A 15773-nucleotide genomic window follows, 5' to 3' on the forward strand; every position below is an offset into this window, starting at 1 on the left:
CCGGGTCACACCCGCGGAGCCGCCGCCGGCTCCGCGGTGGTCTCGGTCAGGCCGCCCCATAGGTCACGGCAGACGTAACTCAGGTCGGCGTGGATCCAGCGGCTGTCGTTGTCGCGCAGCACCGGACGTGAGCAGTGCCGGCACGGCGAGACCCGGGGGTACGCCGCCCGGCCGCTCGCACCGATGGAACCCGTACGCGTGGTCGGCTCGTGCACGCACCCTCCCCGGACTCGACTGTCGACCGTGTCGTTCATCGACATTGTCGATGATGGTCTGTCCGATCAGGATGCGCAAGTCCCGCTGCTCAGGCGGGCGGCCACTCGTGCGCCAGCATCGACCAGAACTCGCTGTCGTAGCGCTTGCCGCGGTACGGGAAGGACTCGCGCAGCACGCCCTCCCGGGTCATGCCCAACCGGGCCGCGACGGCCAGACTGCGTACGTTGTCCGGCCGGGTCACCCACTGCACCCGGCTCAGGCCGCGCTCGCGGAACGCCCAGTCGAGCATCGCCCGGCACGCCCGCGTGATGAGCCCCCGGCCCTGGGCGGCGGGCTCCAGCCATACCCCGATCTCGCCGTTGCCCGCCTCGGCGTCGACACCGAACAGCATCGTGCCGCCGACCAGCGTGCCGTCAAGCCAGATGCCGACGATCCGGCCGGTGCCCGCGGCCTGCAGGTCGGCGTAGCGCTGCAGGGTGGCGCGGGCCGAGTCCAGATCGGTGGAGCGGCTCGCGAACGGGATCCACGGGTCGACGTCGGCCCGCGCGCGGTCCATGTGGGCCAGGAACTCCTCGGCCTTCCACGGCTCCAGCGGCCGGAGTTCCGCGCCGTCGCCGAGGGGGAATGTGAGCATGCCGGTCCTCTCTCACTTGCGATGATCACGACGGTGGCCATTGTGCCCCATCCGAGGTTCCGGCGAACCAGTCCGAAACGGTTTCAAACGGCGCTAGTCTGGCGTCGGATCGTGATCGATCACAGACACGGGGGGACAGATGAGCGAGCCGCAGGACAAGGAAGGCCGCCTGGAGGACCTGGAACATGAGGCCGCCGGCTTCATGAACCCGTTCAAGTGGGGCAAGAAGAAGAAGGAAGAGGAGGAGGCGAAGAAGGCGCAGGAAGCCCAGGCGCACGCCCAGGCGCAGGCGCAGGCCGCTCCTCCGCAGGCCGCACCGCCTCCGGCCGCGCCCTCGGTCACCGAGCCGTCGGCCGCCGCGCCCAAACCCGCTCCGCCGCCCGCCAAGCCCGCCGCCCCCGCCGCCGCCCCTACGCCCAAGGCTCCGGCCGCGGCCGAGCGCACGTACAAGGTGAAGTCCGGCGACACACTGTGGGACATCGCCGCCCAGTACTACGGCGACGGCCGGCAGTACATGAAGATCGCGAAGGCGAACAACATCGCGAACCCGAACCTGATCAACGTCGGGGTGGTCCTGAAGATCCCCGAGTGACGACTCGTGTCACGCGGCGGCGGGCCGACCGGTCCGCCGCCGCTGTCGTGTCCGCTGCTCAGCGGGCCAGCAGTTCCGCGGTCTGGTTGGCGATCTCCAGCTCCTCGTCGGTCGGCACGACACAGACGACCGGGCTCGCGCCGTCGGGCGAGATGATTCGCTCGCCCCGCTCGGCCGCGGTGTTGCGGGCCGGGTCCACCACGATGCCCAGCGCGTCCAGCCCGGACAGGGAAGCCTCCCGCACCGGGGCGGCGTTCTCGCCCACACCCGCCGTGAAGGTGATCGCGTCGACCCGGCCCAGCAGCGCGTAGTACGCGCCGACGTACATCTTGATGCGCTCGCAGTACACGTCGAAGGCCAGCGCGGCCGCCTCGTCGCCCTCGTCGCGCCGGCGCAGCACCTCGCGCATGTCGTTGTCGCCGCACAGACCCCTGAGGCCGCTGCGCTGGTTCAGCAGGTCGTCGATGGCGTCGAAGGACATGCCGGCCACCCGGTGCAGGTGGAACACCACCGCGGGATCCACGTTGCCGCTGCGGCTGCCCATCACCAGGCCCTCCAGCGGGGTCAGGCCCATGCTGGTGGCGCTGCTGCGCCCGGCGCGCACCGCGCACGCGCTCGCGCCGTTGCCCAGGTGCAGCGTGATGATGTTGGTCTCGGCCGGGTCCCGGCCGAGCAGCTCGGCGGTGCGGTGCGAGACGTACTCGTGGGACGTGCCGTGGAAGCCGTAGCGGGCGATCCCGTTCTCCTGAGCCACCTCGACGTCGATGGCGTACATCGCCTGCGCCGGCGGGATGGTCCGGTGAAAGGCGGTGTCGAAGACGGCGACCTGCGGCACCCCCGGCAGCATCTCGCGGGCGATCTTGATGCCCTCCAGGTTCACCGGGTTGTGCAGCGGCGCCAGCGGGATCAGCCGGGTGACCGACTCCAACACCGCATCGTCGATCAGCGTCGGGGCGGTGAAACGCAGGCCGCCGTGCACCACGCGGTGCCCGACCGCGTCCACGTCGGACACGTCGGCGGTGAAGAGCACCTCGCGCACCGCCTGGGCGCAGTCGGTGACCCGCTCGATCAGCCCGCCGTCGACGGACTTGCCGTCGGCGTACAGTCCCCACTTCACCGAGGCCGAGCCGCAGTTGAGCACCAGGATCTTCATGACACCGCCTGAGACTGGATGGCCGTGATGGCGACGGTCGAGATGATGTCGCGCACGGTCGCGCCGCGGGACAGGTCGTTGACCGGCTTGCGCAGGCCCTGCATCACCGGGCCCACCGCGACCGCGCCCGCCGAGCGCTGCACCGCCTTGTACGTGTTGTTGCCGGTGTTCAGGTCCGGGAAGATCAGCACCGTGGCCCGGCCGGCCACCTCGCTGCCGGGCAGCTTGGTCGCGGCGACGCTCGGGTCGACCGCGGCGTCGTACTGGATCGGGCCCTCCACCGGCAGGTCCGGGCGGCGCTCGCGGACCAGCTTGGTGGCCAGCGCGACCTTGTCCACCTCGGCGCCCTGCCCCGAGCCGCCTGTCGAGTACGACAGCATGGCCACCCGCGGCTCCACCCCGAACCGGGCCGCCGTCTCCGCCGACGACAGCGCGATGTCGGCGAGCTGCTCCGGCGTCGGATCCGGGTTGATCGCGCAGTCGCCGTAGACGAGCACGTGGTCGGCCAGGCACATGAAGAACACGCTGGACGCCACGCCCACCCCGGGCTGCGTCTTGATGATCTCGAAGGCGGGCCGGATGGTGTCCGCGGTCGGGTGCACCGCGCCGGACACCATCGCGTCGGCCCGTCCGGTGTGCACCATCATGGTGCCGAAGTAGTTCACGTTGGTCATCAGGTCGTACGCGATGTCGCGGGTCATGCCCTTGTGCGCACGCATCCGCGCGTACTCGCCGGCGAACTCCGCGCGCCAGCGGGCGTCGGCCGGGTTGACCAGTCGGGCGTCGCCCAGGTCCAGGCCGAGTTCCCGTGCCTTCTGCTCGATCTCGTCCACCGGGCCGAGCAGGGTCAGATCGCACACACCCCGGCGGTTGAGCGCCTCGGCGGCGCGCAGGATGCGCTCCTCGACCCCTTCCGGCAGCACCACGTGGCGGCGGTCCGCGCGGGCGCGCTCGATCAGCTCGTACTCGAACATCAGCGGGGTGACCCGGTCCGGCCGGCTCAGGTCCAGCCGCCCCGCCAGCTCGATCGAGTCCACGTGCGACTCGAACAGGCCCAGGGCCGCGTCCACCTTGCGCTGGTTGTCACCGCGCAGTCGGCCCTCCAGCCCGGTCAGCGCGGCCACGGTGTCGTAGCTGTCCGAGGGCACCGTGAAGATCGGCAGTTCCACCCTGAACCGGCTGACCAGTGCCACCACCCGCGGATCGGGCTCCACGCCCAGCGTCAGCAGCAGCCCCGACACCGCCGCCTGGCCGCCCAGGTGCGCGGCGAACGTGGCCACGATCAGGTCGGCCCGGTCGCCCGGCGTCACGACCAGGCAGTTGTCCCGCAGGTGCTCCAGGAAGGTCGGCACCGAAGCCGCGCCGACCACGGCGCTGACCACGTCGCGGGCCATCGCGCCCGGCGTCGCGCCGTGCACCGGGTTGGCGTGCAGCGCGGCGGCCACCTCGGCGACCGTCGGCGCGGCGATCGCGGGCAACTGCGGGATCGCGTACACCGGCACCGGCAGCAGCGGCAGCCGCGAGTCCGCGCCCAGGGCCACCCGGTTGGCGATCACGGCCAGCACCGGCAGCTCGTCGCAGGCGTAGTACGCGGCGCGCACGGCGTCGGCGATGTCCCCGGAGTCCCGGCGGTGCCCGTTGACCACCGGCAGCACCGAGGCCCCCAACTCACCCGCGATGCGCAGGTTGAGCTGCAGCTCTTCGGGTAGGGCGGGCTCGTCGTGGCCCTCGCCCAGGGTGCGGCCGAAGTCGGTGCCCACGATGATCACGGCGTCGCAGGAGCGCTCCAGGGCGTGGTAGTGCTCCAGGATCTCGCCGACCAGGTCGTCGACCCGGTGCGCGCCCAGCAGCTCCGACGCGTGCTGGTAACTCGGCCCGGCCGCGCCGACCGTGCCGTAGCGGCTGCGCAGCAGCGCCACCACCGGATCGGTCTCGCCGTCGTCGCGGGTGAGCGGGCGGAACACGCCCAGCCTGCGCACCCGTCTGCTGAGCAGTTCCGCGAGGCCCAGAGCCACGGCGGACTTGCCGCCGCCCGCCTCGACGCCGGTCACATATACGCCACGAGCCACAGTCATACCGTACGGCGTGGCTGTGGCTCGTCGTGTGTCACCCGGCCTATCGGGTGATCTACTCGTCGTCCTCGTCGAGGCGGGCGAGCCAGGTCGCGAAACGCTCGACGGGGGTCTCGAACTCGGGGTTCAGGTCGATGAAGTCGCGCAGGCGCTCGGCCAGCCACTCCAGGGTGACCTGCTCGTCGCCCCGGCGCTCGACCAGCTCCTCGATGCCGCGGTCGGTGAAGTACATGGCAGTCCTTAAGGAAAGCCGCCGTCCCCGCCCCGCGCCTGCGGGCCGGGGACGGCGGTCATCGTTGGTTCAGGAGCGGGGCAGCGCCGCCTCCAGCAGCGCGGCCTGCTCGACGTCGTGCAGCTTGGTGGAGCCCACGGCCGGGGCCGCGGCGGCCGGGCGGGAGATGCGGCGCATGCGCACCCCGTCCAGGTGCTCCAGCAGGTTCAGGGCGACGAACGACCAGGCGCCCTGGTTGGCCGGCTCCTCCTGCACCCAGCAGAAGTCCTCGGCGCCGGCGTACTTGGCCAGCTCCGCCTTCAGCTCCTCCACGGGCAGCGGGTAGAGCTGCTCCAGGCGGATGATCGCGGTGTCGGTGACGCCGCGCTCCTGCCGGGCCTGGACCAGGTCGTAGTAGACCTTGCCCGAGCACAGCAGCACCCGCTTGACCTGTGCGGCGTCGAGCTGCGCGGTCTCGCCCAGCACGGGCTGGAAGGTGCCCTCGGTGAAGTCGGCGACCGACGACACCGCGAGGCGGTGGCGCAGCAGCGACTTCGGCGTGAACACGACCAGCGGCTTGCGCTTGCTCGACAGCGCCTGGCGGCGCAGCAGGTGGAAGTGGCTGGCCGGGGTCGACGGGATGGCGATGCGCATGTTGTCCTCGGCGGCCAGCTGCAGCCAGCGCTCCGGGCGGCCCGAGGTGTGGTCGGGGCCCTGGCCCTCGTGGCCGTGCGGCAGCAGGATCGCGAGGCTGGACTGCTGGCCCCACTTGACCTCGCCCGAGCTGATGAACTCGTCGATCACCGACTGGGCGCCGTTGACGAAGTCACCGAACTGCGCCTCCCACAGCACCAGCGCCGACGGGTCCTCGACCGAGTAGCCGTACTCGAAGCCGAGGGCGGCGTACTCGCTGAGCAGCGAGTCCTGCACGTGGAAGCGGGCGTCGTCGGCGGCCACCGCGGTGGCGGGCAGGAAGTCGCCGCCGGTCTGCGCGTCCACGATCGCGGCGTGCCGCTGCACGAAGGTGCCGCGGCGCGAGTCCTGGCCGGACAGGCGCACGGTCACGCCCTGGGCCAGCAGCGAGGCGAACGCGATGATCTCGCCGAAGCCCCAGTCGATGTCGCCCTCGACGGCCATCTTCGCCCGCTTGTCCAGCAGCTGCTGGATGCGCTTGTGCGGGGTGAAGCCCTCGGGCAGCGCGGTGTGCGCCTCGCCGATGCGGCGGACCAGGTCGGTCGGGATCGCGGTGGCGACGGCCGGCTCCGGCAGCACCTCGCGGGCCCGGGTGAGCCGGCTCGACACTCCGGCGACCGCGTCGCGGGTGGCCTTGAACACCGTCTCCAGCTGCGTCTGGTAGTCGCGCAGCGCCTCCTCGGCCTGCTCGACGGTGATGTCGCCGCGGCCGATGAGCTCCTCGGTGTAGAGCTTGCGCACCGAACGCTTGGCGTCGATGATCTGGTACATCAGCGGGTTGGTCATCGACGGGTCGTCGCCCTCGTTGTGACCCCGGCGGCGGTAGCAGACCAGGTCGATCACGACGTCCTTGTTGAACGCCTGGCGGTACTCGAACGCCAGCCGCGCCACCCGGACGACCGACTCCGGGTCGTCGCCGTTGACGTGGAAGATCGGCGCCTGGATCATGCGCGCGACGTCGGTGCTGTACAGCGACGAGCGGCTGTACTCCGGGGCGGTGGTGAAGCCGACCTGGTTGTTGACGACCACGTGCACGGAGCCGCCGGTGCGGTAGCCGCGCAGCTGGGACAGGTTGAGCGTCTCGGCGACCACGCCCTGTCCGGCGAACGCGGCGTCGCCGTGCACCAGCAGCGGCAGCACGGTGTAGCCGTGCAGGCCCAGGTCGAGGCGGTCCTGCTTGGCCCGGACGATGCCCTCCAGCACCGGGTCCACGGCCTCCAGGTGCGACGGGTTGGCGGCCAGCGACACCGTGGTCGAGAACTGCCCGTCCGGCGAGGTGAACTTGCCGGTCATGCCCAGGTGGTACTTCACGTCGCCGGAGCCCTGCGCGGTCTTCGGGTCGAGGTGGCCCTCGAACTCGCCGAAGATCTTCTCGTACGGCTTGCCGACGATGTTGGCGAGCACGTTGAGCCGGCCGCGGTGGGCCATGCCGATGACGACCTCGTCCAGGCCGCCCTCGGCGGAGGCCTGCAGGATCTCGTCGAGCAGCGGGATCAGCGACTCGCCGCCCTCCAGCGAGAACCGCTTCTGGCCGACGTACTTGGTCTGCAGGAAGGTCTCGAACGCCTCGGCCGCGTTGAGCCGGCCCAGGACGTGCTGCTGCTCCTCCGGGGTGGGCTTGGTGTATTTGCGCTCCACCCGCTGCTGGATCCAGCGGCGCTCCTCCGGGTCGGTGATGTGCATGTACTCCACGCCGACGCGGCGGCAGTAGGAGTCGCGCAGCACGCCCAGGATGTCGCGCAGCTTCATCACGTCCTTGCCGGCGAAGCCGCCGACCGGGAACGTGCGGTCCAGGTCCCACAGGGTCAGGTCGTGCTGGCGCACGTCCAGGTCCGGGTGCTTGCGGATCATGAACTCCAGCGGGTCGGTGTCGGCCATCAGGTGGCCCCGGACCCGGTAGGAGTGGATCAGCTCGATGACCCGCGCGGCCTTGTCGATCTGGCCCTCGGAGGTGTGCGCGATGTCGCGCACCCAGCGGACCGGCTCGTACGGGATGCGCAGCGCGGTGAAGATCTCGTCGTAGAAGCCGTGCTCGCCGAGCAGCAGCTCGTGCATGACCTTGAGGAACTCGCCGGACTGCGCGCCCTGGATGACCCGGTGGTCGTAGGTGCTGGTCAGCGAGATGATCTTGCTGACGGCCATGTCGGCCAGCTGCGACTCGCTCATGCCCGAGAACGGCGCCGGGTACTCCATCGCGCCGACGCCGATGATGGCGCTCTGGCCCTGCATCAGGCGCGGGATCGAGTGCACCGTGCCGATGCCGCCGGGATTGGTCAGCGAGGTCGTGGTGCCGCTGTAGTCGTCCATGGTCAGCTCGTTCTTGCGAGCCCGGCGCACCACGTCCTCGTACGCCTGCCAGAACTGGCGGAAGTCCATCTGCTCGCAGCCCTTGATGGACGGCACCACCAGGTTGCGTGAGCCGTCGGGCTTGGCCAGGTCGATGGCGATGCCGAGGTTCACGTGCTCCGGCTTGACCAGCGACGGCTTGCCGTTGACCACGGCGAAGTGGTTGTTCATCTCGGGGTGCATGCCGATGGCGCGCACCATCGCGTACCCGATGAGGTGGGTGAAGCTGACCTTGCCACCGCGACCGCGGGTCAGGTGGTTGTTGATCACGATGCGGTTGTCGGACAGCAGCTTCGCCGGCACGGCGCGCACGCTCGTGGCGGTCGGCACCTCCAGCGAGGCGTCCATGTTCTCGACGATCTTGGCGGCGATGCCGCGCAGCGGCACGACCTGCGCGCCGGCGGGCGCGGCCTTCTCGGCGGGCTTGGCCTGCGCCGGGGCCGGCTTCGCGGCAGCGGGGGCGGCTGCGGCCGGAGCCGCCGGGGCGGCGGCGGGAGCGGCCGCGGCGGCCGGGGCCGGGGCGGGCTGCGCGGGGGCGGCCGGCTTGGCGGGCGCGGCCTTGGCCGCGGCGGGCGCGTTGTCCGCCGGCTTGTAGTCGGCGAAGAAGTCGTGCCACGCCGGATCGACGCTGGTCGGGTCGGCGAGGTACCGCTGGTACATCTCCTCCACGATCCACTCGTTCGGACCGAAGCTCGCCAGTGGGTTGTCCTGAACTGAGCGTCCAGTCGGGCCGGCGCCCGAGGTGTGCTGGGTCGACACGGGTTCTTTCGCCTCTTCCGCACGTCTTTAACGAGTACTCAGAAAACCGGCTCCCAGGCTACGCGGTGCGCTCTGGGGCGGCACTCGCGGCACGGCTCCGTGTCGCATGACACACGCCGTCGTGTCCGCGACAGTACGCCCGGGGCGAAACCGCAGCTCCGAGGGTGACCCATGGCACTGCCGGGCCGTCCGCCGGCCTCACCCGCGGTGACGGGACCGCCTCAGGCGGCCACCGCGATCCAGGTCGCCTCGGCGCGTGCCAGCAGGGCCCCGTCGGGGGCGTAGAGCGACGAGCGGACCAGCGCCTTGCGGCCCTCCCGGCGCACCGGCTGCCCGACGACCACGCACTCGTCGTCGGACTCGGGCAGCCCGTCCACCGCCACGGCGTACCGGCCCAGCACGAACGCCTGATCGCGGTCGATGACAGCCCAGCCGCCGGGACAGTCCAGCGCCGCCCATACGACCGTCGGCGAGACGTCCGGCGGCACGACGAAAGTGGCCGCCGTGCGCCCGTCGGGCAGCCGCCCGGGGAAGATGCGCAGCCCGTCGGGGCGCTGCGGCCCGCACACGAAACAGGTCGGGAACGGGTGGTCGGTGTGCCCCGCGTAACGGCCCGACGCGGCCAGCGCCTCGGTCCGGCTCACCGGCGGCACGGCCGGGATGTCGTCGGCGCGGCGGACCGCCGAGGCGATCAGCGCGCCGTCCGGGCCGACCAGCGCCCAGCCGTCGGCCGTCGTCGTGACCTCCAGCCCGGTGTCCAGCGGGGGCGGCTTGCGCAAGGTGATCTCGATCAGTCCGTCGACCGCGCCGACAGCCCCCGCGACCAGGCCACTCGTCCAGCCGCCGTTGCCGGAGCCGGGCGGGCCGTTGTGCCGGTCGTCGATCACCAGGGAGGTCATGCCTCCAAGCCTCTCACTCTTCATGTGCCGGTCATCCAGCACGGGCCCAGGTGTCAAGCAGGGCTTCTACACAGGGCACATGACGACGATGTTGTTGACCGCCGCCCCCACCGGCTACTCCGCGCTGATCGCCGGGGACGCGGCCACGGTCGAGGCGGCACAGCGGCTGCGCTACCGCGTTTTCGCCGAGGAGATGGGCGCCCAGCTTCCCGACACGGGGGGCCTGGACGTCGACGAGTACGACGCGTACTGCGATCACCTGGTGGTGCGGGAGGACCGCACCGGGGAGATCGTCGGCACGTACCGGCTGCTGCCCCCGCAGCGGGCCATCTGGCTGGGCCGCCGCTACGGCGACAGCGAGTTCGATCTGAGCGCGCTCACCGTGCTGCGCGACCAGCTGGTCGAGGCGGGACGCAGCTGCGTGCACCCCGACCACCGCACCGGCGCCGTGATCAACCTGATGTGGGCGGGCATCGCCAAGTACCTCGACCGGATGGGGCACCGCTGGCTCAGCGGCTGCGCCTCGGTGCCGCTGGCCGACGGGGGTGCGCAGGCGTCGCAGGTGTGGGACCTGGTGTCTCGCAAGCACCTGTCCCCGCCGCAGCTGCGCGTGCTCCCGCGCACCCCGTGGCAGGCGTTGCCCGTCGAGCGGCCCGCCACCATCGCCGCCGCGCCCCCGCTGCTGCGCGGTTACCTGCGGCTGGGCGCCTGGGTCGCCGGCGCGCCCGCGTACGACGCGTCCTTCGGCGTGGCCGACTTCTACGTGCTGCTCGGCGTGGACCGGATCGACCCCCGCTACCTCAAGCACTTCCTGGCCGCGTGAGCGGCTCGCGACAAGGGGTGGACACCGTGCGAGCGATGAGAACCGCGCCTCGGGCGGCGGCCCTGCCGCCCGCGCAGGTCCGGCCGGCCGCGCCGCCGCGCATACCGTTCGACCAGCTGTGGCGGCCGTACGCCGACTGCGGCCGGCAGTGCGGATGTGATGGCGGACCGCAGGTCGGCCGGGCGTTGCGGGCGTTGCGGGCCGTGGCGGGCGGGCTCGTGCTGCTGCTCGGGGTGCTGCTGCCGTGGCGGCCCGATCTGCTGGCCCGCGCGTTGCTGCGGGCCATGGGCATCCGGCTGCGGGTCACCGGGCCGGCGGTCGTGCCCGGCGCGTTGCTGGTCGGCAACCACGTGTCGTGGCTGGACATCGTGGTGATGACCGCGCTGAGCCGCCGGGCGGGAGGGCTGCGCATGGTGGCCAAGACCGAGGTCGGCACGTGGCCGGTGATCGGGCGGATCGCCCGGCGGCAGCGGACTATCTTCGTGGACCGGGCCAGGCCCCGTGCCTTGCCGGACACGGTGGCGCAGGTCACCGCCGCGCTGCGGGCGGGACAGGCGGTGCAGGTGTTTCCCGAGGGCACGACCACCTGCGGGCCGCACCCGGTGCCGTGGCGGGCGGCGTTCCTGCAGGCCGCCATCGACGCGGGCGCGCCGGTGCAGACGTTCACGCTGCGCTATGCCCATCCGGCGGCGGGTTTCGTCGGCGACGACACCCTGGTGGTATCGCTGCGCCGGGTGCTCGCCGCGCGGGGCATGTCTGCGGCCGTGCTGCTGAACGCGCCCCGCCCGGCCGACGCGCCCCGGCGCGAGCTGGCCGCCCGCCTCTCGCACGCCGACCTGCCCGGGGCCTGAGCGCGGCGTGGCCCGAATTCAGGTGATTCGCCGGATTCTGTCGTCGAACTCACAGGAAGCGTTCAGGGTATCCACAGCGCCGGGCGAGTGACCCGGAGCAGGATGGAGGACATGCCTGAGGCGAATCTGCTCGTGGTGGAGGATGACCCGAACATCCTGGAGCTGCTGTCGGCCAGCCTGCGTTTCGCGGGCTTCGAGGTCAAGGCGGTGGGCGACGGCGCGACCGCGCTCGACGCCGCCGCCAAGGTGCGGCCCGACCTCGTCGTGCTCGACGTGATGCTGCCGGACCTGGACGGCTTCGAGGTGATCAAGCAGCTGCGCCAGGACCGCGGCCGCGTGCCGGTGGTGTTCCTGACCGCGCGCGACGCCACCGACGACAAGATCCGCGGACTGACCCTCGGCGGCGACGACTACGTCACCAAGCCGTTCAGCCTGGAGGAGCTGACCGCCCGCATCCGCGCGGTGCTGCGGCGCACCAACGGCGAGACCGGCACGCCCCGGCTGACCTTCGCCGACCTGGAGCTGGACGAGGAGACGCACGAGGTGCGCCGGGCGGGCAACCTGGTGCAGCTCTCGCCGACCGAGTTCAAGCTGCTGCGCTACCTGATGCTCAACCCCAACCGGGTGCTGTCCAAGGCGCAGATCCTCGACCACGTGTGGAACTACGACTTCCGGGGCGACGACAACATCGTCGAGTCCTACATCTCGTACCTGCGCCGCAAGGTCGACAACGTTTCGCCCCGCCTCATCCAGACCCTGCGCGGCGTCGGTTACGTGCTGCGCAAGCCGACGTCGTGAAGCTGGCCCGGCCGACCCGCGACCAGCCGCTGCGCGTCAAGCTCGTGGCGTACACGATGCTGCTGCTGGTCCTGGCGATCGTGCTGATCGGCGTGGCCAGCCACATGGCGATGCGCCGCTACCTCACCGACCGCCTCGACGGCGACCTCGACGGCGCCATGAGGGCGCTGAAAGCACAGGTGGCCAAGGTTTCCTTCCAGCCCGGCACCAACACCACCGTCCTGCTGCCCAGCGACTTCATCATCGGCGGCGAGAAGGGCGGCGAGCCCGCGCCGGGCGAGGAACCCTGGTGGCTGCACGGACCGCCCAACGTGACCGAGCAGGACCTGCCCCGGTTGCCGCCGCCCAGCGAGCTGCGCGGCCGGGCCGGCCAGTACCTCACGGTCCACGCGCGCGACGGCGCACCGAACTGGCGGGTCCTCGTGGGCGAGCTGAAGCTGAGTGACCGCACCGACGTGTTCCTGGTCGCGGAGCGGACCACGACCATCGACGACGCGGTGAACCGCCTGCTGTGGATCAACATCTACGGCGGCGCGGCCGTGCTCATCCTGGCCGCGATGATCGGCACCGAGCTGGTCCGGCGCAGCCTGCGGCCGCTCGCCGCGATCGAGAAGACGGCACGGGCGATCGCCGGCGGCGACCTGACCCAGCGCGTGCCCGATCCGGAGGAGGGCTGTGGGACGCCCCGTACCGAGGTCGGCTCGCTGGCCCGCGCGCTCAACGCGATGCTGGCGCAGATCGAGACCGCGTTCACGGCCCGCGCCGCCTCCGAGACGTCGGCCCGCGCGGCCGAGTCCGCGGCCCGCGACGCCGCCGAGGCGGCACAGGTCTCGGAGGGGCGGGCGCGCCGCTCGGAGGAGAAGATGCGGCGGTTCGTCGCCGACGCCTCGCACGAGCTGCGTACGCCGCTGACCACCATCCGCGGCTTCGCCGAGCTGTACCGGCAGGGCGCGGCCCGCGAGCCGGAGGAGACCGCCGCGCTCGTGAAGCGGATCGAGGACGAGTCCCGCCGGATGGGGCTGCTCGTCGACGACCTGCTGCTGCTGGCCCGGATGGACCAGGAACGCCGGTTGCAGCCCGGCCCGGTCGAACTGCGCGTGCTGGCGGTGGACGCGGTGCAGGCGGCGCGGGTGATGGACCCGACGCGACAGGTCGAGCTGGTCGTCGCTCCTGACGCGGGCCACCTGGTGGTCGCCGGGGACGACGCCGCGCTGCGGCAGGTCATCGGCAACCTCATGAGCAACGCCCTGGCACACACGCCCCCGGGCACCCGCGTCGAGTTGCGGCTGCGCTCCGAGTCGGAGCAGGCTGTGCTGGAGGTGGCCGACGAAGGCCCCGGCCTCGACCCGGCCCAGCGGGACCGGGTGTTCGAGCGGTTCTTCCGTGCGGACGCCGCGCGGACCCGCCGGGCCAACGGCCACGTCAGCACCGGACTGGGCCTGGCCATCGTGGCCGCGCTGGTGGAGGCGCACCACGGCACGATCGAGGTGGACAGCGATCCCGGCAAGGGTGCCGTGTTCCGGGTGCGGGTGCCGCTCGTTGAGATCACCGACGATGCAGATGATCAGTTCGACAGCCCGTCGGAGCAGGTGGATGCCTGATGAAACGCGCCTTCGACCCCGTGTTCGACCCGTGACCGGGCCCGACTCACAGACATTTTCCAGATCCAACCCAGAACAGACGCAGCGTCGCACGGAAGACTGAGGACATGAGCGAGTACGACAAGCCCCAGACCGCAGCGGAGCCGGCCGGACCGGTCGAGCCTGCCGCCGTATCCCCGCGTCCGGAGGCGACGGCCGGTTCCGTGCCGGCCACTCCTGCTCACGCGGCACCCGACGACACGGTCGTCAACCCGCCCCAGACGGCGGCTCAGACGCCCGGCCTGCCGGTCGAGCCCGCGCCGGCGACGTGGCCGCAGCCCGCCGCGGCAGCGGCTCCGGCCGGACCGCAGGCCCCGGCCGGTCCGCAACCGCCCGCGGCTGCCTACCCGGGTGCTGCGCAGGCCGGTTACCAGCAGCAGGGATACCCGCAGTCCGCCCCGGCCTCCGCGCAGCCCGGTTCGGCCTACCCGGGCACTCCGGCGACCTACCCGACGTCCGGTTACCCCGGCTCGCCGACGTCCGGTTACCCCGGTTCGGGATACCCCGCCGCGGGATACCCGACAGGTTCCTACCCGACCGCGGGCCAGCCCGCGTGGACCCCGCCCGGCACGCCCGGCAAGAGCGTCGGCGGCACCATCGCCAAGGTGGCCCTCGGCTCGGTGGCCGCGGTGCTGCTCGCGCTGGGCTCCGGCGTGGCCGGCGCGGTCATCGCGACCAACTACGCCCAGGACGGCAAGATCACGGTGTCGTCCGGCAGCACGGCCGCCGCACCCGTGGTGGACCGCTCCTCGCTGTCCGGTGTGGCCAAGGCGATCCAGCCCAGCGTGGTGAACATCAGTACCGGAACCGGCGAGGGCTCGGGCATCATCCTGACCGAGAACGGCTACATCCTCACCAACAACCATGTGGTCGCCGGCGCCGAGGGGCGTGACGTCACGGTCACCCTGTCCAGCGGCAAGAAGGTGCCCGCCAAGATCGTGGGCACCGACCCGCGGACCGACCTCGGCGTGGTCAAGGCCGAGGCGACCGGCCTCACTCCCGCTCCGTTCGGCAACAGCGACCAGGTCGCCGTCGGCGACACGGCGCTGGCCATCGGCAGCCCCCTGGGCCTGCGCGGCTCGGTGACGGCCGGCATCATCAGCGCCCGCGACCGCACCATCTCGGTCGGCGAGGGCCGCTCCACCTCGCTGTCCGGCCTGCTGCAGACCGACGCCCCGATCAACCCGGGCAACTCCGGCGGCGCGCTGGTCAACACCAAGGGCGAGGTGATCGGCGTCAACACCGCCATCGCCACGAACGGCAGCAGCGACGGCAACATCGGCGTCGGCTTCGCCATCCCGAGCAACAAGGCCAAGGGCATCGCCGAGCAGATCATGAACGGCAAGCCGGTCAGCCACCCGTACCTGGGCGTCTCGGTGACCGCATCGGACACCGGCGGCGCCGCCGTCAGCGCGGTGACCGAGAACAGCCCGGCCAACAAGGCGGGGCTGCAGAAGGGCGACATCATCAGCAAGTTCAACGGGAAAATCATCAACGACAGCGATGACCTGGTGTCTGCCGTCCAATCGGGCACCGTCGGGCAGCAGGTGACCGTCGAGTTCACCCGAAACGGCGAGGCCAAGACGGCAACTGTCACGCTCGGCGAAGCGTCCTAATAGCAGCGCACAGGATCTGTGCCTCCTCCCCACCCGGCGGCGGGCGGGGGTGACCATCGGGGTTGGTCACCACCGCCCGCCGCCACCTTTGTGCCCGGCCTGTCGCGCGCCATGATCGCCCGACTTGCCGGGCACCTGTGCGTATCTTGAGCACGCATTCGCCCGGTTGCCGAGCAAGTCGGGCGATCATGGGGGCGCGCCATCCGTCCTGTCGGTGTGGGCGGCACCGCCGCGGGTGATGCACCACAAGCAGACGATCTGCTCGGCCGTGCGGATCATCGGCCCGTGCCCAGAGTGGTGTCAGTTCCTTGCTGAGTTCGGTCCGGGCCGGGAGTCGGATCGTCCGGCAAACCGGCTCCCGGCTGGGGATCTGGATCATTCACCTAGTTCAAGATCTGTTTTTGTGGACGCTGGACGCCCCTATAGCGGCGAACCGACGGTTATCTACTTTGATGTGGCGGCGGTAGTCA

13 protein-coding genes are annotated in these 15773 nt (G+C 71.5%); 6 read left to right on the plus strand and 7 right to left on the minus strand.

Going from position 1 to position 15773, the window contains the following annotated elements:
* Positions 1-5: 5 nt before the first annotated feature.
* Together AB0B35_RS04755 and AB0B35_RS04760 are read right to left on the minus strand one after the other, a co-directional pair.
* Complete coding sequence (locus AB0B35_RS04755; protein WP_361040656.1) at positions 6-215, minus strand: hypothetical protein; 210 nt, start codon at positions 213-215, stop codon at positions 6-8.
* Positions 216-304: 89 nt separating this feature from the next.
* The gene (locus AB0B35_RS04760; RefSeq protein ID WP_361040659.1) at positions 305-850 is read right to left on the minus strand and encodes a GNAT family protein; all 546 of its coding nucleotides are present in this window, start codon (positions 848-850) and stop codon (positions 305-307) included.
* Between the two features lie 139 nt (positions 851-989).
* Here AB0B35_RS04760 and AB0B35_RS04765 point away from each other — a divergent pair, with 139 nt between their 5' ends.
* Positions 990-1442 (plus strand): LysM domain-containing protein, encoded by a 453-nt coding sequence (locus AB0B35_RS04765; RefSeq protein ID WP_361040661.1) that lies wholly within the window; start codon positions 990-992, stop codon positions 1440-1442.
* A 58-nt stretch (positions 1443-1500) separates the two neighbouring features.
* Here the strand turns inward: AB0B35_RS04765 and AB0B35_RS04770 are convergent, their stop codons facing one another.
* From AB0B35_RS04770 to AB0B35_RS04790, 5 genes are all read right to left on the minus strand, one after another.
* Entirely contained in the window at positions 1501-2595 is a 1095-nt protein-coding gene (locus tag AB0B35_RS04770; RefSeq protein ID WP_361040663.1) for an acetate kinase, read from the minus strand.
* Positions 2592-4670, minus strand: coding sequence for a phosphate acetyltransferase (gene pta / locus AB0B35_RS04775; RefSeq protein ID WP_361040666.1), 2079 nt, complete (start codon positions 4668-4670; stop codon positions 2592-2594). Before pta ends, AB0B35_RS04770 begins: the two co-directional genes overlap by 4 nt.
* A gap of 52 nt (positions 4671-4722) precedes the next feature.
* On the minus strand, positions 4723-4899 hold the full coding sequence (locus AB0B35_RS04780; protein ID WP_170213164.1) for a DUF6104 family protein: 177 nt from the start codon (positions 4897-4899) through the stop codon (positions 4723-4725).
* Positions 4900-4968: 69 nt separating this feature from the next.
* Positions 4969-8676, minus strand: coding sequence for a multifunctional oxoglutarate decarboxylase/oxoglutarate dehydrogenase thiamine pyrophosphate-binding subunit/dihydrolipoyllysine-residue succinyltransferase subunit (locus AB0B35_RS04785; RefSeq protein ID WP_361040668.1), 3708 nt, complete (start codon positions 8674-8676; stop codon positions 4969-4971).
* A gap of 221 nt (positions 8677-8897) precedes the next feature.
* Entirely contained in the window at positions 8898-9575 is a 678-nt protein-coding gene (locus AB0B35_RS04790) for a hypothetical protein (protein WP_361040670.1), read from the minus strand.
* Positions 9576-9654: 79 nt separating this feature from the next.
* Between AB0B35_RS04790 and AB0B35_RS04795 the strand changes: the two genes are divergently transcribed.
* From AB0B35_RS04795 to AB0B35_RS04815, 5 genes are all read left to right on the plus strand, one after another.
* Positions 9655-10398: a GNAT family N-acyltransferase gene (locus AB0B35_RS04795; RefSeq protein ID WP_361040673.1), complete on the plus strand. Its 744-nt coding sequence runs from the start codon at positions 9655-9657 to the stop codon at positions 10396-10398.
* 35 nt (positions 10399-10433) lie between these two features.
* Positions 10434-11249, plus strand: a complete 816-nt coding sequence (locus tag AB0B35_RS04800) for a lysophospholipid acyltransferase family protein (protein WP_361040675.1) — start codon at positions 10434-10436, stop codon at positions 11247-11249.
* A gap of 102 nt (positions 11250-11351) precedes the next feature.
* Entirely contained in the window at positions 11352-12047 is a 696-nt protein-coding gene (locus tag AB0B35_RS04805; RefSeq protein WP_360521140.1) for a response regulator transcription factor, read from the plus strand.
* Positions 12048-12103: 56 nt separating this feature from the next.
* Positions 12104-13648, plus strand: coding sequence for a HAMP domain-containing sensor histidine kinase (locus AB0B35_RS04810; protein ID WP_361040868.1), 1545 nt, complete (start codon positions 12104-12106; stop codon positions 13646-13648).
* 107 nt (positions 13649-13755) lie between these two features.
* Positions 13756-15303: a trypsin-like peptidase domain-containing protein gene (locus tag AB0B35_RS04815; RefSeq protein ID WP_361040678.1), complete on the plus strand. Its 1548-nt coding sequence runs from the start codon at positions 13756-13758 to the stop codon at positions 15301-15303.
* Positions 15304-15773: the final 470 nt, after the last annotated feature.

The sequence above is a fragment of the Catellatospora sp. NPDC049133 genome (assembly GCF_040648455.1).
Classification (GTDB): domain Bacteria; phylum Actinomycetota; class Actinomycetes; order Mycobacteriales; family Micromonosporaceae; genus Catellatospora; species Catellatospora aurea.

Bases quoted from the DNA above. Each gene is read 5' to 3' on its own strand.
- AB0B35_RS04770 (WP_361040663.1), bottom strand. From the start codon at position 2,595: ATGAAGATCCTGGTGCTCAACTGCGGCTCGGCCTCGGTGAAGTGGGGA.
- AB0B35_RS04765 (WP_361040661.1), top strand. From the start codon at position 990: ATGAGCGAGCCGCAGGACAAGGAAGGCCGCCTGGAGGACCTGGAACAT.
- pta (WP_361040666.1), bottom strand. From the start codon at position 4,670: ATGACTGTGGCTCGTGGCGTATATGTGACCGGCGTCGAGGCGGGCGGC.
- AB0B35_RS04795 (WP_361040673.1), top strand. From the start codon at position 9,655: ATGACGACGATGTTGTTGACCGCCGCCCCCACCGGCTACTCCGCGCTG.
- AB0B35_RS04790 (WP_361040670.1), bottom strand. From the start codon at position 9,575: ATGACCTCCCTGGTGATCGACGACCGGCACAACGGCCCGCCCGGCTCC.
- AB0B35_RS04815 (WP_361040678.1), top strand. From the start codon at position 13,756: ATGAGCGAGTACGACAAGCCCCAGACCGCAGCGGAGCCGGCCGGACCG.
- AB0B35_RS04780 (WP_170213164.1), bottom strand. From the start codon at position 4,899: ATGTACTTCACCGACCGCGGCATCGAGGAGCTGGTCGAGCGCCGGGGC.
- AB0B35_RS04810 (WP_361040868.1), top strand. From the start codon at position 12,104: ATGCTGCTGCTGGTCCTGGCGATCGTGCTGATCGGCGTGGCCAGCCAC.
- AB0B35_RS04805 (WP_360521140.1), top strand. From the start codon at position 11,352: ATGGAGGACATGCCTGAGGCGAATCTGCTCGTGGTGGAGGATGACCCG.
- AB0B35_RS04760 (WP_361040659.1), bottom strand. From the start codon at position 850: ATGCTCACATTCCCCCTCGGCGACGGCGCGGAACTCCGGCCGCTGGAG.
- AB0B35_RS04800 (WP_361040675.1), top strand. From the start codon at position 10,434: ATGAGAACCGCGCCTCGGGCGGCGGCCCTGCCGCCCGCGCAGGTCCGG.